Genomic DNA, 18,605 nt, shown 5'->3' with positions numbered 1-18,605 from the left:
CTCTTTTCGTTCGTCGATCCCGTCGCCCCTAAGCGAGCCGATCCTGGCTACTCCCGAGGCCCCCCCTCCTTGAGGATGCTCAGGAATCTGAGGAAGTTGATCGGCTTGGTCATGAGCAGGTCCGGCCTCAGGTCGAGGACCGTCTCGACCCGCTTCCGGTCGGCTGTGCTCGTGATGACCGCCACCGACGTCGCCATCCGCTCCTCCCGGATCTTGCGGAGCACGGCCTCGCCGTCCCCGTCGGGGAGCATCAGATCCAGGATCAACCAGTCGGGAGCCGAGTCCAGAGCCGCGAGCGCGTCGACACAGGTCGAGGTCTCCACGACCTCGTGTCCCGCCTGGATGAGCAGCGATCGGAGGGCATGCCGAGTGATCCTATCGTCTTCCACGATAAGGATGAGCATAGGCGGATCCGCGCGATTTGCCGGAGGATTGCGGGCGGATTCCCGCGGGTCCCGTTGCTACTCTAGACGCTGGGCTCAACAGCACAAGTCAAAATCCCATGGGGCCCAGCAAATGGATCCCATAAACGCGTCATGAAACCACGGGCGATCCGCCAGGGTCTTGATTGGACTCTCGCGTGCCGCGTGGTCGCATGCACTCGAGCCAGTTTACCCCCTCTCCTCGGTCGGGAGGAATCCTGAAGTCCTAAATCGACAGCGCCCCTCGAATCGGGGCACGGATCGAGACGCGAGCCGTCCCCGGGAAGGGTCCGGCCCCGGTCGACTCAGGGGTTCTTGGCGTCACCGTTCGCCGGGCGGTGCGTGCCATGGTCGGTCGCATTCCCGCCGTGCGGGGCGGGGGCGTTGCCGCCGGTGGCCGGTTGATTCAGGCCGGGGATCAGCCCCGGGGGGATCGTTCCTTGCGGCATGCCGCGGTCGGGTGTGTTCGAGGGGACCTGGTAGGGGAAGGGCACGAAGACGGGGCCTTGGTTCTGGACCAGGTCGGTCAGCCCCTGGAGCTGCCGCATGACGCCCATGAGGACCGAGCGCATCTCGATGTAGTCTTGCCGGAGCGCCTTGTCCTTGGCACTGGTCTCACGCTTGAGGCCGTCGATCTCGCGGCGCATCTGCTCGACCGAGGGAGAGGGGTCCTCGGGCACGCTTTGCGCCGGCGGGGCCACGTTCTCATCGATCCGCTTCTCGAGCATGGCGAGCTTGTTGTTGAGGCCGACCTCGAGCTGGGCCAGTAGGCGTTCGGTCTCCAGCCGCTTCGGGTCGGGTTGCGGGGCAGGGGACGGCTTGGGTTGTTCTCGAGGCTTGGCCGCAGCCAACAGGGCCTTGTCCCTGGCGGCCCGTTCGGATTCGAGCCGACCGATCCAGGCCTTCCAGGCCTCGTCCCGGTGAGCCAGGGCCACCTCGAACCGTCGGGATTGAGTCTGGCGATCCCAAAGCGCGGCCGTCGCCGCGACCAGGAGCGCCGCCGCGGCGGCCAGGGCCGTGGGCCAGCGCCGGGCCTTCGGGGCAACGGCGTAGTCGTGCGGCACAAGGGCCAGGGGGGTAGGGGGCGGCTTGAGCAAGGCATGATCGGCCTCGCCCGCCGTCTCGAAGATCGACTTCGTCTGTTCGCGCAGGGCTTCGAGGAACCGGCTCGCGCCACCGGTCGGGTCCCCGAGGTCGCGTCGGATCGAGTCGCCCGAGCCGCTGTCGCGGCCCGAGAGGTAGTCGACCATGATTTCCAGGTTCGTCCTCATCGGATCGACCAATCTCTCGGGACAAGATACAGGCAGATGACCCACGCCGACGCCCACTCTTCGACGAGCCGCTTCAGGCCCTCGACGCCCTCGGCCGACCTCGGAGGGTAGCCGAGCGAGTCCGCCACGCACGAGCGGATCCGCGCCGACTCCGCCTCGAGGAGCTCGCGGCTCCGCTTCCGGATCGCGAGCTCCCAATGGGGCTCGGCGAGGAGGTGATACAGGCTCCAGAACCGCTCGCGGTCGAGCGTCCCGGCCGCTTCTCCGGGCGAGAGCCGCTCGCGTACGTGCGACAACGCGGCGAGATACGCCTCGACGACCAACTCGCGGCGCACCGGGAACGGGAGGTCGGCGAAGTCGCTCCCGAATTCGATCAGGACGAGCACGAGATGGCCGAGCGAGATCGTCCCCCCCGAGGTCCATCGGGCCACGGCGGATCGGTCCACTCCGATCCGGTCCGCCAGGTTGTGCTGGGACCAGCCGAAGGCGCCTAGCTTCTGATCGATCCAGGTCCCGATCGACCGGCAACTGATCTTCGCGGGGCCCTCCTTGAATCGACGCGCCACCTCCGTGGTGAACTCCTCGTCACGCTCGAGCGCGTGCTTCTTGAGGAATTCCTTGGCGACCATGCGATAGACCTCGTCGCAGAGAGGTTCTGTCGCCTCGACGCCGGTGGCTCGCCTGCTCCTCTCGGGAGAAACTCCCATCGCCGACGCCCCCATCATCGCCCTCCTCATTTCAACCGAGGCGAGCCCCGACCATCCGCTTCTACCTTCGTTAACCCTGCCCACTCGATTATATCGCCCCTCCCGTGCGGGTTGTGAATGGAGCTCACGTTCGGCATCCGATTCCAACGTACCATTCGTGGGTGGAGGCATATGGCGAGCCAGCAGAGGTTCGTTTCTCGGATCGGCGTATGCGGATGCCGGTCGGGTGGCTTTCAGGTCCCTCGCCTGCCTCGGAGTCTCTGCCCATGGGATTCTCTTGGCTTCTCCCTATTCGATTTGTCATGACCGCGTCGGCTGTCGTGCTCGGAGTCGCCGTCCTGGTCGGCCGCGCCCCGCATTCGACGCCTCCGGAGGTCCGCGTACTCTCCCAACCGAAGTACGCCCCGGTGAATCAGCAGCTAATCAGTCATCCTAATATCTTAATGCTCGACACCGAGCGAGGCGAACTGGTCCCGATCGCGTTAGGCCATTCGCTGGCCTTCAACACCGCCTCGTGCTCGCCCTGGCGGGATGAGCAAGGCCGAACCTCGATCGCCAGTTCCTGGATGTTGCGGGCGCCCGGCAATTCTTCAGAAGGTTCGCTCGCCTTCAAGCTGGCCCGATTCCGATGGCCGGACGGAAAGCTCATGGAGCAGACCGAGGTCAACTTCTTCCCCGCGTCGCCCCCCGCGTGGTCACCGGACGCCTCGGGGCGAATCCTGGTCGTCGGGTGGGACGGTCAACTCTACCGCTTCGACTTCGGGCAGGACCCTCGGAATCGCGACGGTTCGAGTGACGAGTTCCCGCACCGCCCCCTCAACTGGCAAAGCCTCCCGCAGGGCAAGGTCAAGCCGATGGTGGAGGATACGATTTGGCCTTCCGACCCGAGGCTAAGGGGACTCCTCGTTTCCGTACTCCTCCTCGACGGACACTCCCAGGGTTACTGCCAACGGCAGATCTCGTGGCTCCGCATCAGCCCGGACGCCTCGTCGATCGAGGCGGCCGGAAACCTCGCCCCCCTGAGGTCCGGCTCGCCGACGACCGGTTGGTCCGACGAACGCATGCCGAGCGTCTCCGCCATGCCCGACGGGGACCTGGCGCTCGCGTACCTCCTCAAGCTGAAGGGGGCGCAGGCCTGGCAGCTGCAACTGGTCCGACTCGAGTTCGACCCGGAGACGGCCACGCCTCGATTCGACCGGGCCAACGAAGTCACGGTCGACGAGCAATGCGTCATGAGCCCGCCCGCCTTCTCGCCCGATGGTCGGTGGGTCTTCTCGCTCGCCTATGATCGGAAACGCCAACTGACCGTGCGACGACATTCCGTCGTCGACGCCTTGCCCCCCTCGCCGGGCCCTGCGAACCATGTCGCTTCCATCCACAACGATCGCGAAGCGGCCCGAGTGGAGTGATCACGCACGGCAACCCTGGATCCCAGAGAACCCGGTTGCTCATTGGCCTGGAGAAGATTCGGGCCTACAGCCGATAACCCTGACGTTTCCGGTGATCAACGTTGGATTCCGACCGAGTCGTCCCGGAGGACCTGGGACGCCTTCGCGAGGGGCAGGACCCAGGAGGGGCCATGTCGACTCCGTTCCGACTCGTCCTAAAGACGAGTCTCGTGACTGCCCTCGCGTGCGTGCGGCCGGTCGCTGCCCAGGATGTGGGGATCCCGGCCTCGATCCCACCGGCCATGACGATGGCCACAGCCTCGGGCGTCTACCACCTGACGCTCGACGACGCCAAGCAGCGGGCCCTCGCCACGAGCAAGGGGCTTGGGCTCGCCAATCTCGGGATCCTGGAGAAGCACGAGGCCACGGCCGCCGCCAGGACCGACTACCTGCCGAAGCTCCTCGGCAACGTCACGTATTTCCACTTCGACTCGAGCCTCGGCGTCGTGAATACCGTGCGGACGGGTCGGCTCGGGTTCCTCCCGGCCGGGGCCCGCACCGTCTCGGTCACCGCGATCAACCAGGACAGCTCCCTCGCGGCGATCACCCTCGCGCAGCCGATCACGAAGCTGATCGCCGTGAACGCCGCGGTCAAGATCGCCAAGGCCGACGAGGAAATCGCCCACGCCCAGCTCGCCCAAGGGACGCGTGACCTCCTCTCGGGGGTCGCCCAGGCGTTCTACGGCCTGTACGGGGCCCAGCGCGTCGAGGCCGCGCTCCGGCTCCAGGTCGACTACGCCGAACAACTCTCGAAGACGACCCGATCGCCCGAGGTCCGCGTGGCCGCCCTCGAGGCGAGGCAGGCCTTGAACCAGGTCCACGGCCAGGCGGCGGACATCGCCGAGCAGCTCGTCAACCTCGTCGGCCTGCCGGCGGGCACGATCCTCATGCTCGAAGACCCGATGCCCCCCGCACCCCCCGTCCACTCGGCCGACGAGGCCGCGAATCGAGCCCTCGCGTGCAACCCACAGGTCCAGGAGGCGTCAGCCACGTCCCGGAAGGCCATGGCCGCGCTCCAGGTCGCCAAGTCGGAGTTCCTGCCCGACATCAACGTCTTCGGCTCTTACTTCAATCAGACCGCCGCCCCGATCATCCAGCCGAACATCGGCGCCTTCGGCATCTCGGCCTCCTACACGTTCGTCGATTGGGGGAAGCGCAGGCACCTCAAGTACCAGCGTGAATTCCAGATCGCCCAGGCCCAGACGAACATCCAGGCGACCATCGACAAGGTCGTCCTCGAGGCTCGCCAATCTTACGCCAGCTTCGAGCAGGCGAACGAAGCCCTGGCGCTCGCCGGCGAAATGACCCGAGCCAGGAAGGCCGCCGAGGCCTCCGCGAAAGACCCCGCCTCCATCCAGGCCGCCAAGGTCGCCACCGCCAAGGCCCAACTTGAGGAGTTCCAGGCCGAGGCCAACTACCGCGTCGCCCACGCCAAGCTCATGAGCCAGATCGGGGCCAACTGACCGACCCGAACGCTCCCCAGCCGGCGAGACGTCCGGCTCCGTGCCCGTACTCTTCTCGGAGACAACGCCGCAACCGCATCGATACCACAGCGGCGTTCACACCCGCCGCGCGGACCAGGCGCGGATGAGGCCGGTCTGGAGGAACTGGATCGGCTTATCGAAGCCCCCGGCCGAGATGATCCCGCAAACCTCATCCGGAGGCAGCACGGCCACATCACGTTCGTAGGCCGCCCGCATTTTCTCGATCGCCTCAGGCGTAAGGTCACCCGCCCGCATCACCCGGAACCAGACATCGCTCAAGTCCCGGTAGGCCGCCGGGCTCGCGTCGGATGCCAGATCCGCGTTGACCAGGACTCCACCGGGGCGGAGCCGGTCGGCGATCGCGCGGAAGAGGCCGGTTCGTACCTCCCGATCCAGGAGGAACTGGGACACGAGCAGCGACGTCGCGGCGTCGAACGCCTCCCCCGGCGGGAGCGATTCGAGATAGCCCTCGTGGAATTCGCAGCGATCCGCGATCCCACGTTCCTCGGCCTTGCGACGGCAGACGTCGAGCATCGGCGCCGACGGCTCGACCGCGACGAACCGCCATCCCGGGAATCGCTCGGCGAGAAAGATCAGCTCCGGGCCCGTCCCCGCTCCGACGCAGAGGATCCTCGCATCGGCCCCCAGCTCCGAGAGCACGGCCCCCATCAGCAGATGCAGAGCGTCCCGCAACGGTGCCATCTTCGCCCATTGCTGGTCGTAGCCCGAAGCGCACTTCTGGTCGAAGACCTTCTGAAGTCCTTCTCGTTCCATGAACCTTCCCTGTCGCGGGCCAACCCGCCATTCGCCATCACCGCCACCCACAACGGGCACCGAACCAATCGCTCACTTTAAATCAATGATCACCTTTCCGATTTTCCCCGTGAATGCGAACGGCAGTCGATAGGTAAAATCCACCGGTGAGCCGACGTCCATCCCCACGTCGAGCCCGTCACCGAGGCCGATGCGGATGGGGATGGTCTTCTCGAGCCGCCCTTCGGCCACGACCTTGTCGCTGGCCAGGAGCCTGAGCCGCCCACTCTTCCCGAGCTCGCCCGGCTTGCCCTCGTACGCGAAGTCGACCGACAGGGTCGCTGGCCCTTTGGGGAGTGGCTCCTGACCGGCAAGCTCCACACGCTCCAGTCCGAAGTAGTTGTAAACGAACACCGGCCTGCCCGCGCGGAGGTAGAGCCCGTAGCCGCCGACGAGCCCGCCTTGCGTGAGGATCATCCCCTCCGCCGACGGCGGCAAGTCGAGCTCCGCCGTGATCGTCCAGGACTTGTTGAGGATGCGCGGCGCGGCGTCGTTCGGGAGGCCAACCTGGCCGGGATAATAAGTAAACCTCTTGGTGTCGCCGCCGAGGCTCGGTCGTCCCATCGCCTCGGAGTTCCTTCGCTCGGTCTCGCGCCAGTCGAGCGGCAAGACGTTGTGCCGGGCCCCCTCGACCCACCAGAGATCCTGGAGCGCCCGCAACTTCTCGGGATGCGCCGCCGCCAGGTCATTCGCCTGGCTGAAGTCGTGCTCGATGTCGTAGAGTTCCCAACGCGCCTTATCGGGGTCGAACGCGCCATGGGTCGGCTGCCAGGGCACGAACGCCCGCGATGACGCCATCCACCCTTCGTGGTAGAGCCCTCGGTTGCAGGCCATCTCGAAGTACTGGGTCGTCTTCCGCCCTCGGGCCTTGGCGTCGTCGAACGTGTACGCAAACCCGGTCCCTTCGATCGGCTTCTGCGGGACCCCGTTCAGGACGGTCGGCGGAGTGATCCCACAAACCTCGTAGATCGTCGGGACCACGTCGATGACGTGGGTGAACTGGCTCCGCAGCCCCCCTTTGTCCTTGATCCTCGACGGCCACGAGACGATCAACGGGTTCCGCGTGCCGCCGAAATGGCTCGCGACCTGCTTGGTCCACTGGAACGGGGTATTCATCGCATGCGCCCAGGCGCATGGGAAATTATTGAAGTGCTTCGGCCCCCCCAACTCGTCGATCGCCTTCAGGTTGTCTTGCCATTTTTCGGGGAGGCCGTTGAAGAAGAGGTTCTCATTGAGCGACCCCTCGAGGCCCCCCTCCGCGCTCGCCCCGTTGTCCCCGGCCATGTAGAGGAACAGCGTGTTTTCGGCCCCGGGCAGTTGCTTGACGGCGTCGACGACGCGGCCCATCTGATCGTCGACGAAGGCCCCATGTCCGGCAAACACCTCCATCATCCGGGCATAGAGCCGCTTCTGGTCCGCGTTCAGGGAATCCCACGCCGGCAGCCCTTCCGGGCGGGCCGTCAGCTTCGAGTCGAACGGGATGACCCCGAGCGCCTTCTGGCGAGCGAAGGTCTCCTCGCGATAGCGATCCCACCCGGCGTCGTAATGCCCCCGAAACCTGTCGATCCACGACTTCGGGGCATGGTGCGGGGAATGCGTCGCGCCTGGTGCGACGTAGAGGAAGAACGGCTTGTCCGGGGCGATGCTCTTCGTCCTTCGGACCCACGCCACGGCCTTGTCGGCGATGTCTTCCGTCATGTGGTAGTTCGGGTCGGTCGACGCCGGGACGAGGTTCCGGTTCTCATAGAGGACCGGGTTCCAGTGGTTCATGTCCCCGTCGTTGAAACCGTAGAAGTAGTCGAACCCGAGCCCGTTCGGCCAGCGGTCGAAAGGGCCGGCGGCGCTCGTCTCCCAGGTCGGCGTGTTGTGGTTCTTCCCCACCCAGGCCGTCATGTAGCCGTTCTGACGCAAGACCTCGCCGACGGTCCCGCAGCTCCTGGGCAGGATGCACGTATATCCGTCATACCCCGTAGCGAGTTGGGTGACCCCCGCGAAGGCCGCCGAGTGGTGATTCCGACCGGTGATCAGCGCGGCCCGAGTCGGGCTGCACAACGCGGTCGTGTGGAACCGGTTGTAACGCAAGCCTTCGGCCGCGAGGCGGTCCATCGTCGGCGACGGGATACCCCCGCCGAACGTGCCGAACTGGCCGAAGCCGGCGTCGTCGATCACGATCAAGACGACATTGGGCGCCCCCTTCGGCGCCCGGACGGGCTGCGGGAACTGTGCCTTGTCGGAGTCGAGGTAGGTTCGGCCGACGGTCCCGGGGAAATGGAAATCCGCCCGGGGCAGGACCTGCGGCGTCCCCGATGAATCCGACCCGGGGCCGGATGCCGAGCCTGTTTGCGCCTGGGCGAGGCCGGGGGAAGCACCCTCGGTGACGGCCAGCCCGCCCAGCATCGCCATCGCCGCGACAAACTTCGATGAGACCCGGAGTGACATGGGAGATTCGTTCCCGGAAAGGATTCGTCGTATGCATGGGGCGGTCCGCCTCGCGATGGGAGACGACCTCGACTTCCCCCAGGGCCCTTGGACCGAAGCGCCTCGTCGAACCAGTCGTGGATCGGCCGCCCGAAGGCGTGAAATCCGGGACGCTTCGCCGCGAAGCGCCCGGATCAGGAGCACGAAGTCTGGAGTCCGGACTATTCCTTGGCTCCCCGCATCGCCTCCGCCCGCTTCTTCGCCTGACGGATTTCGTCGATCGTCTCTTCCATGATGGTCGACGGGTTGAAGCTCGGCGGGATCGAGCGTGGCGGGAACTCCTTGAACGTCCCGGCGAACTTCGCAACCTCTTCCATGAGCCCGTAGGCGAGGGGGACGTGGTTGAGGAGCCAGTCCCAGTAGGTGTTGGATGTGATGTCCGCCCGCTCGTACGGGTCCTGCATCAGGTTATACATCTTCTGGAGGCGAAGCTTCGTGAACGGCTCGGCCCAGACGCCGAGCGTGCCGGCCAGGCGCTGCTCCGCGAAGCTGAACTTGTAGTCGCCCACCCGGGCGGCCACGAACAGGCCGTCGTCGTCGGAGTAGAAGAATTTCTGGCGTGCGCTCTTCACGCCGTTGTCGTGGGCCGCGGCCCCTCCCACCCCTCGCAGGAAGGCCGACTGATCATAGCCGTCGAGGTGGACCTTGTACGTGTTGCCGTTGGCCACATAACCCTTCAAGCACTTATTGACCAGGTCCGGCTCGCCCGCGATCGAGCAGAGTGTCGGGACCCAGTCGTTGTGGCTCATGAGCTGGTTGGTCACCGTCCCCGGCTTGATCACGCCCGGCCAGCGGACCAGGCAGGGGACCCGGAAGGCCCCTTCCCAGTTGGTGTTCTTCTCCGAGCGGAACGAGGTCATGGCCCCGTCGGGCCAGGTGTTCATGTGCGGGCCGTTGTCGCTCGAGTAGACGACGATCGTGTCGTCGGCGATGCCCATGTCGTCGAGCGCCTTGAGGAGCGAGCCGACGGTATCGTCGTGCTCGAGCATGCCGTCGATGTATTCGCTGTCGCCGTGCTTGTAGCGGCCTCGGTGCTCGGGGCGGACGTGCGTGCGCAAGTGCATCCGCGTCGCGTTGTACCACACGAAGAACGGCTTCTCCGACGCCTTCCGCCGCTTCATGTAGTCGATCGCCGCGGCGGACGTCTCGTCGTCGATCGTCTCCATGCGCTTCTTCGTGAGCGCGCCGGTGTCTTCGATCGTCTGCTTGCCGACCTTCCCGAAGCGAGGCTCGACCGTGGGGTCGTCCTTATCGGACGCCTTGCACTTGAGCACGCCGCGCGGGCCGAACTTGGCGCGATACGCGGGGTCTTTCGGGTAATCGGGCAGCTCGGGCTCCTCCTCGGCATTCAGGTGGTAGAGGTTGCCGAAGAACTCATCGAAGCCGTTGACAGTGGGGAGCGACTCGTTGCGGTCGCCGACGTGGTTCTTGCCGAATTGCCCGGTGGCGTAGCCGAGGTTCTTGAGCAACCCGCCGATCGAGGGGTCGAGTTGACTCATGCCCATGGGTGCGCCCGGGAACCCCACCTTGGTGAGCCCGGTACGGAGCCCGTGCTGCCCGGTCAGGAAGGCCGCCCGCCCGGCGGTGCACGACTGCTCGCCGTAGTAATGGAGGAATCGGAGCCCCTCCTTCGCGATGCGGTCGATGTTGGGCGTCTCGTACCCCATCAGGCCATCGCTGTAGGCGCTGATGTTGGTGATGCCGACGTCGTCGCCGAAGATGACCAGGATGTTCGGCGTCTTGCCCGATCGGGCGGCCGAGCTCTCCTTGGCCGACTCCGGCGCCGCCAGGGCCAGGAGCTTACCCTTCGAGAGCCCCGCAGGGCTGCACGTCGCCCGCTCCGTCAGGACGGGCGAAGCCGCCGCTAGGTCCGCCGTCGCCGGGGCCGCCGCGGCCGGAGGGGTGATTCCCAGGCGAGCCTGGGCCGCGACCCATCCGAGCGACGCGCCGATGGCAATGGTTACCGCCGTGGTCAAAGTCGATCTGGAGCGCACGTTCCCGTCCCCTTCCGTCGGTCGAAGCCTATCGCCGAACGCATCCACAACGTGTCCATCGAACTCCGGCCGACCCCCGTGACCGGAACGTTCGACCCATCTTCCTAACAGATTAGACTCCCCCTCGACCATGACCAACCCGCCCAACTTGGCAAGATCGAGCCCCATCCCCGTCCGAACCTCGGGCCCGAGCCGCTCAACCCGACCGCAGACCAACCCATTTCCCAAGGGATTGCCCCCCTTAACCCCTCAGCGGAAAATGAGCTTCATGAATGCATCCGACACCGAACCCTGCAAGCGGCTCATCGAAGGCTACGGCCTGAAGCTCGCGAATCACGCCGACATCACCGAGGAAATCCTCAAGATGATGCACGGCCGCGGCGAGGAGTGGCACTGGGTCGAGACGTGGAGGGTCCAGGACGCCCCGAAATGGACGAATCGCCCGGAGACCTTCGTGTTCGAGGTCCCTCCCGGGCTACTCGGCGACCGTCAGGCCCTGGATTTCGCGCAGGATGTCTGGATGTTGCAAGCCGCGGACCTTCGAACATCAGTCCTGGGGCGGACGGATGTTCGTGAGGATGTCGTGGGGGCGGAGATGAGCGGGGCGCCCGCAAGATGCAATCCGCCCCAAATTATCAAATATTAATTTTATCTCGATCTCTCTGACGAACCAGGCGTTGCCTGTTCGAAGCTGTCGAAGTCGTGGCACCGCGAAAAGGCAGGGCTCAGTCTCTCGGCGAGAGCGGTCGCGAGGGGCGGGGCAGGGGCTCTTTCTTGCGAGGCGTCAGGGTCACGGCACGGAGGTCGAACAGCGGGCCGCGTACGGGACCGTCGGGGTGGACCTCGAGCCGATGGACGCCGGCCGGGAGGCTCAGGGTCCCGACGGCAATGACGCGGAAGTCCGTCCAGGAGCCGGTGCCGATGGCCTCGCCGCGCAACGTGGAGGAGCCGACGCGGATCTGGAAGGCGTTGCCCGCCGAGCCTTGGGGTGTGGCGTTCGAGTATTCGAGGGCCACGGTATAACTCGCCGGTTGATTGGCCCGGAAGGCCCAGCGCGCGTAGTCGTCGGGCCCGAGCCAGTAGCCCAGGTTGGCGAACGGAGGCTCGAAAACGAGCGAATTGCCGTAGATGTCGGCGGCGGCCGCGCCGAGGCGGATCGAACCGTCGACCTGGGGCTCGACGACGGCGCCGTGGAGGTTGCCTCGTCGCAGGCTCGTCGGGGGCGGGCCCCCCCCGCTCGGATGGGCCGACGCGAGTGGGAGGATCGCTTGATGGCGTCCGTTCCGGACGTGGTAGGCGGCCACGGAAAGGATACCGAGGGCGAGGCCGCCGACGAGCACCGGATGTCGCTTGGCACGGTGGTAGGCCCGCTCGACGCGACCGAGGAGGCGGCCCTGGATCGGCTCATCCGCGAGGAACCGCCCGAGGTCGTCGGCCAGCGCCTTCGCGTCGGCGTAGCGCCGACCGGGTTCCTTGCAAAGGCACTTGGCGACGATCGTCACGAGGTCGCGCGGCAGCCTCGGCTGCATCCGCTCGAGAGCGATCGGTTCCTGCTCGCGGACGAGTCGGAGTGTCTCCAAGGGGTCGACGGAGTGGTGCGGGGTGCGGCCGGTGAGCATCTCGTAGAGGATCACGCCCAGGCTGTAGACATCAGTCGTCGGGCCGATACTCCGGACGCTCCCGTTGGCTTGCTCGGGCGCCATGTAGCGGGGGGTGCCCACGATGCGCCCTTCCTTGACCCAATGGTCGTCCGAGGGCAGCCACTTCGCCACGCCGAAGTCGGAGATCTTCGGGACCCCTTCGTCGGTGATCAGGATGTTGGCGGGCTTGAGGTCGCAATGGACGACCCCCTGCCGATGGGCGTGGTCGACGGCCAGGGCCAGGGTGCGGAGCGTCTCGGCCGCCTGGCGCGGCGGCTGCACCTGTCCCGCGAGGTTGCGCTCGAGCGAGCCTCCGCCGACGAACTCGAGCGCGAGGAAAGGCTCCCCCTCGAACTCGCCGATCTCGAAGATCTGCACGATGTTCGGGTGCTGGAGCCGGGCGACCGCCTTGGCTTCGATCGGGAAGAGTGCCGAGGCCCGGCTCGACTTCCCCGCGATCATCTTCAGCGCCACCACTCGGTCCAGCTTCCGGTGACGCGCCTTGTAGACGATCCCCGTGCTGCCCCTCCCGAGCGGCGAGCCTTCGACGTCGTAATCGGGCAGTCGGGGGGGCTGCCCTTCGGCCCTGGGCCGCTTGTCCCCTTCCATTCGCAGAGAAGGCGGGCGATCGCCGCGGCCCAGGCCGACGTCGATCTCATCCTCGGCACGAGTGCCGAAGAAGAGGGATCGGCGGAGGTCCTCGATCACCGCATCCGTCCGGGAGTCCTGGAGTCGGGCCCTGGACTCGCAGCTCGGGCAAGACTCCTGATGGGCCTCGATCGCGTCGAGCATCGCCTCGGGCAGGTCCCCGAGGTTGAACGCGGCCAGCATCTCATCGGAGGGACAGGCGTCGGTTCGCATTTGGTTCTTCCTCGGCGAGCCTGGCCCCATTACACTGGAGGCGTGGCAACGAGTCCAGCATCCCTAATGGATGTCCCCCCCTTTTTGCAGGACACACGCACGGTCACGGGGCACGAGCCCGTCCTCTCCCTTTCGTGCCCCTCTTCCAACGAACTCGACGCAAGGGCGTCGATATCCCCGACTGGAGTGAAGACACCCCGGCGCCCGGGCCTCGGCGGGGCGTTACCCGTCCGGAGTCCGAGGAGGATGTCACACCATGCCTCATCCCTCGATGTCCGGATCCCTTCCGTTCGGCGGCGACGGCCGGGCGGGGTTGACGTCGATGACCCTGCTCGAGCAGGTCAAGCTCTGTGACCACGACGCCTGGCAGCGGCTGACGAGGCTCTACACCCCGCTCCTCCGCCACTGGTGCCGGAGTTGGGGCGTGGGCGTCGAGGACACCGACGACGTCCTCCAGGAGATCTTCCAGGCGATCTTCAGCAGCCTCAAGGACTTCCGCCGCGAGCGCGAGGGCGACTCCTTCCGCGCCTGGCTCCGCGGTGTCGCCCGTCACAAGACGCTCTCGTTCGTCAGGAGACGGGGCTCGCCCGGCCAGGGGGGGACCGATTTCTACGAACGGTCCTTGCTCGTCCCCGACCCCAACGAGTTGCCGATCGCCGACGAGGACGAGGGGCGGTTCGTCGGGGCGATCTACCGAGACGCGCTCCGACTGGTGCGCGACGAGTTCGAGGAGAGGACCTGGCAGATCTTCTGGCGGGTCACGGTCGAGGGCCAGGCGCCCGCCGTCCTCGCCGAAGACCTCGGAGTCTCGGCGGCCTCCATCCGCAAGACCAAGTCGCGCGTCCTGCGCCGGCTCAAAGACGTCCTCGGCGAGCCCACGCGGGATAGCTTCCCGCCCCCTCGCTGATCGGTCGGGCCGAGCCTCCGACGCATGTCTCCCTGGAGCGGCTCACGTCCGGATGTCACACGGAACAATGCGTCGATGACCCGAAAGCGGATGTTCACGCCGCAGGGGCGAGCGAAAAAACTAGAAACTAGGTCTGACCCTAAGTCGCCCCCTAAGTCGCCCCGAGCGTGCGGGGACCGCGAGCATTTTCATGTTCTGCGAGCCCTTAGCAGGATGGCGTCAGGTGACGGTGCGAGAACGACGGACCAAGGTGGATTGGGCTCAGGAGATGGAGGCCTTGCTGGGGAACCGTTACGCGTCGGCGGAGAAGGTGATCTTGGTCTGCGACAATCTGAACACGCACACGAAGGGGGCGTTCTACGAGGCTTTCGAGCCGGCGAAAGCGACGGCGCTGGTCAGACGTTTGGAGTTTTGCCACACGCCCAAGCATGGGAGTTGGTTGAACATCGCCGAGAACGAGCTGAGCTCGATGACTCGGCAATGCGTCACAGGGCGTCGCTTCGCGACGATCGAGGAGCTCGGCAACGAGACGACCCCTTGGCATGAGCACAGCAACGCCAGACAACGGACCGTCGATTGGCAGTTTAAGATGGATGACGCTCGGGTGAAACTGAAATCGATTTACCCTAAATTAGAAGTTTGACAGAGCACTAGGTGAGACTGACTTCGTGCCACGGATACCCTTCCCGATCGGGCAAGCCAAATGACGGCCACCATAGGTTGAACAATGCATGACCGTACTCGAGCGACGATAGATCGTTTAAAACATGCAGAGTGGTTTGCCGATGTTGGACGAGTGGTAGATGGTCCATTTGTGTTGGTGCAATCCTGGGATGCCGCTATTGCTTCCTGTTCCTCTCAGGAGTGGGAAAATCTTCAGCTGGAGGCTTCGAACCAATTCGCCGAACATGTCTCACGAAAGGCTCCCGATCTTTTTAGGAAATGGAACAAGATTGTTGAAGAATTAAAAACCGTGATTGTTCCGCTTGTTCAAATGAAAATTGATTGTGTAGTTCAAGCAGAACGGTTGCCTAAGATGTTTGAAGATGCGGTGCAGTGGGATATCTTGGGGGTCTGTATAGAAGCTGAATATGCTGATGTGCAGCCACCTGGATTTTTCGCTAGTCAAGCCTTTTGGTATGTGAATGGACGCTTCCCGTGCGGTTGGGATGGTTGTTTTCCCGCGGGGAAACTAATCCTTTTCTGAGTGAGGTGGAAGATAAAGGACAGGCATTGCAATCTTGGCGGTCGGCGTCTTGACGGTCGGCTTCTCCGTGGTTGGTGTTCTTTGGAACACCCCAGGAGGCCAGGGCCAGCGCTAGAGGGGAAGAACAAGGGAGGGAAACGTCAAGGACAGGCAAAGCAATCTTGGCGGTGGGCGTCTTGACGGTGGGCGTCTTGACGGTCGACATCTCTGCGGTTAGTGTTCTGAAGAACACCCCAGGAGGCCCTTCCGATGACCATGGCGCGTGCTCATCTGGTGGATCCGACCGTCACCCGTTGGTATCACTGCGTCACTCGCTGCGTGCGACGCGCCTTCCTCCTGGGGAACCCCGAGCACGACCGGAAGACCTGGATCGACCAGCGCCTCCAGGAACTTGCGGAGATCTTCGCCATGTCGGTCGCCGCCTTCTCCGTCATGGATAACCATCTCCATGTCCTCGTCCGCCTCGACCCCGACGTGGCCGGGGGATGGTCCGATGAGGAGGTCGTGCGACGCTGGGGGCGACTCTTCCCGCCCCGCGACCGTTCCCGCCAACCCTTGCCCGTCTCCGACGACTGGGTCCAGGGGCGGCTCAAGGACGCCGAATGGGTGGCGATCGCCCGAAGGCGGCTTCAGAGCCTCAGTTGGTTCATGAAGTGCCTGAAGGAACCCCTCTCTCGGCTCGCCAATCGCCAGGACGATTGCCGGGGAGCGTTCTTCGAATCGCGCTTCAAAAGCGTCGGAATCCTCGATGAGGAGTCGCTCCTGGCGACCTGTGCTTACATCGACCTCAACCCGGTCGCGGCGGGCCTCGTCGACGTCCCCGAGGCGAGCCCGCACACGTCGATCAAGGAGCGGGTCGACCACGTCAAGGACCAAGGGCGGTGCGAAGACCTCGAGGCATCACGCCAAGGCAGCGTGGCCGGTTCGGACGCGTCGTCGGGGCTTGAGGAGTTCCTCTGGCTGTGCCCGGTCGAGGATCGTCGCCCGTTGGATTCGACCCGGGAAGGAATGCTGGAAGGGTTCCCGCTGGGGAGCTACTTGCTCTTGGTCGATTACACCTCCCGGCTCTTCCGGGAGGGTAAGGCGACGGTGGCCCGCGAGGTGTCCGAGATCCTCGATCGGTTGGGTTCGAGCGCGGAGACCTGGCAAGAACGGCTGGAGGGGTTGAGGAAGGGTCGGCTTCTCGGGCGATTCCTGGCGTCGAGCCGGTCTCGTCTCGAGGAAGTCGCGGCTCGTCTGGGCCTGGGGCGGGTGGCGAATCTCAACGGCTGCCCTGCCATCTGAGGGCCGGACTGAGGCCGAGCGCGACCCGTCTCATCGTCGGTGCGGCCATGTCATGGGATCGTTGGATCCTCGGCGAAGGCATCGCGTCGTCACGGGCGTCGGACCCCCGATCGGCGGAGCATGTGACCCGAGGTACACTCCACTCGGTAGGTTCGTAAATCGCCCCGGCTGGCTCCAGGGTTTTCGTTGGTAGGACGTTTGCTTTGCATGTCCTTTGGTCGCGCCAGTGATGTTAGGCTTGTGGCAAGCCAGGGGACGGCCGCGACGGGGGATCACTGGGTGATCCAGCGGAACGCCTCGATTGCATCGGCGTTGGCTCTGGCCGTGACGACGATGCGGTAGGCTGCTGAGCTTGTCTCTCAGCCAGGATTTGACGCATTTTGGCCAGCATGTCTTCGGCCGGGATGAAGCGGCCCCGCCCGCATGTCCGCAACCGACGCTTGAAGGGCAAGCCGCTTGCCCGACGCCGACGAAGCGAAGAGGACGGGGAGGGGCCGAAGGCCATCCCGAAGAAAACGTGACGAAGCGGAGCCAGAAACACTAGGACGCTTAGGTCTAGCTTAAAAAATCTTGCCGACTGAATAGACATGGCCCCATGGCTTGGTTACCGTTTTGACGGATCGGCTCGCCGCCATCCTGAAATGAACGCATCACGCGCTCATAGAGCTCTCTTCAGATTTACATAAAGCCAAGCAGTTGTAGCCAACGTCGCCTCGTACGTGGGGAATTCCTTTCATGACCACGAAACGGATATTCGGATTCAAAACCAGTGGCCGCAACGCAGCCGGATTCACCCTGATCGAAGTGCTCGTAGTAATTGCCGTCATTACGTTGCTGATCGGCCTGCTCATACCCGCCGTGCAGATGGCCCGCGAAGCGGCACGCCGCGCCCAATGCAGCAATAACCTCAAGCAACTTGGCATTGGCATGCATAACTACGTGACGGCCTGCGGTTCGTTCCCACCGGCTTCGACCGGTTCTTCATTTTCACCGCAAGTCATGGTTTTACCATATATAGAACAGGCAAATTTTTACAACGCTCTCAATTTTGACCTCGGCAGTGATCCTGGCACACGACCAGAAAACATCACAGCGGCGAAGGCATCGCTTGCTGTATTCGTCTGTCCATCTGACGCCATGACTTTTCAGGCCGTTCCCCTTGGCGTGACCAACTATGCAGGCTGTTACGGTTATGGGTATCAGCGGTTCAAGGATAATGGCGTCTTCAGCGACTTGCCTTCATCACCGGCGAGTGTCGTCGATGGTTTGAGCCATACGACAATGATGACCGAATGGCTACTCGGAAATCTTGCCGATGCCAAACAAGTCGGAAAAAGTTTGACTTTAGGAAATGCGGATCCGTTGAGAGTCGTGTTTTTCGGACCTGATATGGGAATGCCTGATCAATTGGATGCATTTGTTTCGGCGTGTCGCGGACTTGACCCCACTTCCACCAAGCTAGCATCACTTCCTTTCGGTTTCGATTGGATGTGCGGAAGTTTAACGACGTCGTTATATAATAATACTTTGACTCCGGGGGCACTTAGTTGTTTGAACGGTGAAAAAGTTACGAAAGGGGCAATAACGGCGGGAAGCAACCACCCGCAAATTGTGAACTCACTCTTTGCCGATGGCCATGTGTCATCGGTCCCGACAACGATCGCCACCCAGGTGTGGCAAGCACTCGGCAGTCGAGCCGGGGGCGAAGTGATTTCGGATACCGAAATCATTAAGTGATGAATTTTTCCATTTGATTAGGATTACCTTTGATGTCTAGGACCATCGCCCGCGTTTCTTTCTTGGCCGCCGCATTTCTGTGCCTTTCGCCGATCGCCGCTTTTGCGGCTTATGGTGGCACACCGACGGCCGCAAAAACAACTGGTCTGTCGGTTAAGACAACCGGCACTATAACGTATACGGCGGCTGACGATAACCGGGGCGACTTAGGCCGGGGGCGACTTAGGCCGGGTAGACCTGGGTAGTCGCCCACCCAGGCCCCCCACAGATCCAGACGTGCGCGTCAAACGCATCTGGCTCTTCATCTCATGACTTCGCTACGCCACTCCGCAGACCGTGGACCACACGGGCG

At 64.2% G+C, this 18,605-nt stretch carries 15 protein-coding genes; 8 read left to right on the top strand and 7 right to left on the bottom strand.

The genetic code is table 11. The features are described 5' to 3' along the window. Positions 1-47: 47 nt before the first annotated feature. The 3 genes from ACYOEI_RS37390 to ACYOEI_RS37380 form a co-directional block, all read right to left on the bottom strand. Positions 48-404, bottom strand: coding sequence for a response regulator (locus ACYOEI_RS37390; RefSeq protein ID WP_462855537.1), 357 nt, complete (start codon positions 402-404; stop codon positions 48-50). Between the two features lie 323 nt (positions 405-727). Beyond that, positions 728-1,693, bottom strand: a complete 966-nt coding sequence (locus ACYOEI_RS37385; RefSeq protein WP_462855536.1) for a hypothetical protein — start codon at positions 1,691-1,693, stop codon at positions 728-730. Then, positions 1,690-2,418, bottom strand: coding sequence for a helix-turn-helix domain-containing protein (locus tag ACYOEI_RS37380; protein ID WP_462855534.1), 729 nt, complete (start codon positions 2,416-2,418; stop codon positions 1,690-1,692). The genes ACYOEI_RS37385 and ACYOEI_RS37380 overlap by 4 nt, the downstream gene beginning before the upstream one ends. Positions 2,419-2,702: 284 nt before the next feature. Between ACYOEI_RS37380 and ACYOEI_RS37375 the strand changes: the two genes are divergently transcribed. Together ACYOEI_RS37375 and ACYOEI_RS37370 are read left to right on the top strand one after the other, a co-directional pair. After that, complete coding sequence (locus ACYOEI_RS37375) at positions 2,703-3,809, top strand: hypothetical protein (protein WP_462855533.1); 1,107 nt, start codon at positions 2,703-2,705, stop codon at positions 3,807-3,809. 170 nt (positions 3,810-3,979) lie between these two features. Beyond that, on the top strand, positions 3,980-5,311 hold the full coding sequence (locus tag ACYOEI_RS37370; RefSeq protein ID WP_462855531.1) for a TolC family protein: 1,332 nt from the start codon (positions 3,980-3,982) through the stop codon (positions 5,309-5,311). Between the two features lie 96 nt (positions 5,312-5,407). Here ACYOEI_RS37370 and ACYOEI_RS37365 read toward each other — a convergent pair whose 3' ends face one another. The 3 genes from ACYOEI_RS37365 to ACYOEI_RS37355 form a co-directional block, all read right to left on the bottom strand. Next, the gene (locus ACYOEI_RS37365; RefSeq protein WP_462855530.1) at positions 5,408-6,106 is read right to left on the bottom strand and encodes a class I SAM-dependent methyltransferase; all 699 of its coding nucleotides are present in this window, start codon (positions 6,104-6,106) and stop codon (positions 5,408-5,410) included. 72 nt (positions 6,107-6,178) lie between these two features. Beyond that, positions 6,179-8,584 carry an arylsulfatase gene (locus ACYOEI_RS37360; RefSeq protein ID WP_462855529.1) on the bottom strand — a complete coding sequence of 802 codons (2,406 nt, stop codon included), beginning with the start codon at positions 8,582-8,584 and terminating at the stop codon, positions 6,179-6,181. A gap of 200 nt (positions 8,585-8,784) precedes the next feature. Next, positions 8,785-10,617 (bottom strand): arylsulfatase, encoded by a 1,833-nt coding sequence (locus ACYOEI_RS37355; protein ID WP_462855528.1) that lies wholly within the window; start codon positions 10,615-10,617, stop codon positions 8,785-8,787. Positions 10,618-10,885: 268 nt separating this feature from the next. Between ACYOEI_RS37355 and ACYOEI_RS37350 the strand changes: the two genes are divergently transcribed. Further along, the gene (locus ACYOEI_RS37350) at positions 10,886-11,263 is read left to right on the top strand and encodes a hypothetical protein (RefSeq protein ID WP_462855527.1); all 378 of its coding nucleotides are present in this window, start codon (positions 10,886-10,888) and stop codon (positions 11,261-11,263) included. A 79-nt stretch (positions 11,264-11,342) separates the two neighbouring features. Here ACYOEI_RS37350 and ACYOEI_RS37345 read toward each other — a convergent pair whose 3' ends face one another. Next, the gene (locus tag ACYOEI_RS37345; RefSeq protein ID WP_462855526.1) at positions 11,343-13,118 is read right to left on the bottom strand and encodes a serine/threonine protein kinase; all 1,776 of its coding nucleotides are present in this window, start codon (positions 13,116-13,118) and stop codon (positions 11,343-11,345) included. A 256-nt stretch (positions 13,119-13,374) separates the two neighbouring features. Here ACYOEI_RS37345 and ACYOEI_RS37340 point away from each other — a divergent pair, with 256 nt between their 5' ends. The 5 genes from ACYOEI_RS37340 (at position 13,375) to ACYOEI_RS37320 (ending at position 18,253) form a co-directional block, all read left to right on the top strand. After that, on the top strand, positions 13,375-14,025 hold the full coding sequence (locus ACYOEI_RS37340) for an RNA polymerase sigma factor (protein WP_462855524.1): 651 nt from the start codon (positions 13,375-13,377) through the stop codon (positions 14,023-14,025). Between the two features lie 133 nt (positions 14,026-14,158). Next, a complete protein-coding gene (locus tag ACYOEI_RS37335; protein ID WP_462855607.1) occupies positions 14,159-14,668 on the top strand; it encodes a transposase in 510 nt (169 codons plus the stop codon). Between the two features lie 84 nt (positions 14,669-14,752). Further along, complete coding sequence (locus tag ACYOEI_RS37330) at positions 14,753-15,232, top strand: hypothetical protein (RefSeq protein WP_462855523.1); 480 nt, start codon at positions 14,753-14,755, stop codon at positions 15,230-15,232. Positions 15,233-15,481: 249 nt separating this feature from the next. Beyond that, positions 15,482-16,516, top strand: coding sequence for a transposase (locus tag ACYOEI_RS37325; protein ID WP_462855521.1), 1,035 nt, complete (start codon positions 15,482-15,484; stop codon positions 16,514-16,516). A gap of 735 nt (positions 16,517-17,251) precedes the next feature. Continuing rightward, on the top strand, positions 17,252-18,253 hold the full coding sequence (locus tag ACYOEI_RS37320; RefSeq protein ID WP_462855519.1) for a DUF1559 family PulG-like putative transporter: 1,002 nt from the start codon (positions 17,252-17,254) through the stop codon (positions 18,251-18,253). The last annotated feature ends 352 nt before the right edge of the window (positions 18,254-18,605 follow it).

This window comes from Singulisphaera rosea (genome assembly GCF_054877945.1).
This window is presented reverse-complemented; position numbering and strand designations above follow the sequence as displayed.

Coding starts and splice junctions, on each gene's coding strand:
- ACYOEI_RS37345 (WP_462855526.1), bottom strand. CDS start 13,118: ATGCGAACCGACGCCTGTCCCTCCGATGAGATGCTGGCCGCGTTCAAC.
- ACYOEI_RS37330 (WP_462855523.1), top strand. CDS start 14,753: ATGCATGACCGTACTCGAGCGACGATAGATCGTTTAAAACATGCAGAG.
- ACYOEI_RS37360 (WP_462855529.1), bottom strand. CDS start 8,584: ATGTCACTCCGGGTCTCATCGAAGTTTGTCGCGGCGATGGCGATGCTG.
- ACYOEI_RS37385 (WP_462855536.1), bottom strand. CDS start 1,693: ATGAGGACGAACCTGGAAATCATGGTCGACTACCTCTCGGGCCGCGAC.
- ACYOEI_RS37340 (WP_462855524.1), top strand. CDS start 13,375: ATGCCTCATCCCTCGATGTCCGGATCCCTTCCGTTCGGCGGCGACGGC.
- ACYOEI_RS37390 (WP_462855537.1), bottom strand. CDS start 404: ATGCTCATCCTTATCGTGGAAGACGATAGGATCACTCGGCATGCCCTC.
- ACYOEI_RS37350 (WP_462855527.1), top strand. CDS start 10,886: ATGAATGCATCCGACACCGAACCCTGCAAGCGGCTCATCGAAGGCTAC.
- ACYOEI_RS37320 (WP_462855519.1), top strand. CDS start 17,252: ATGACCACGAAACGGATATTCGGATTCAAAACCAGTGGCCGCAACGCA.
- ACYOEI_RS37365 (WP_462855530.1), bottom strand. CDS start 6,106: ATGGAACGAGAAGGACTTCAGAAGGTCTTCGACCAGAAGTGCGCTTCG.
- ACYOEI_RS37375 (WP_462855533.1), top strand. CDS start 2,703: ATGACCGCGTCGGCTGTCGTGCTCGGAGTCGCCGTCCTGGTCGGCCGC.
- ACYOEI_RS37380 (WP_462855534.1), bottom strand. CDS start 2,418: ATGATGGGGGCGTCGGCGATGGGAGTTTCTCCCGAGAGGAGCAGGCGA.
- ACYOEI_RS37325 (WP_462855521.1), top strand. CDS start 15,482: ATGACCATGGCGCGTGCTCATCTGGTGGATCCGACCGTCACCCGTTGG.
- ACYOEI_RS37370 (WP_462855531.1), top strand. CDS start 3,980: ATGTCGACTCCGTTCCGACTCGTCCTAAAGACGAGTCTCGTGACTGCC.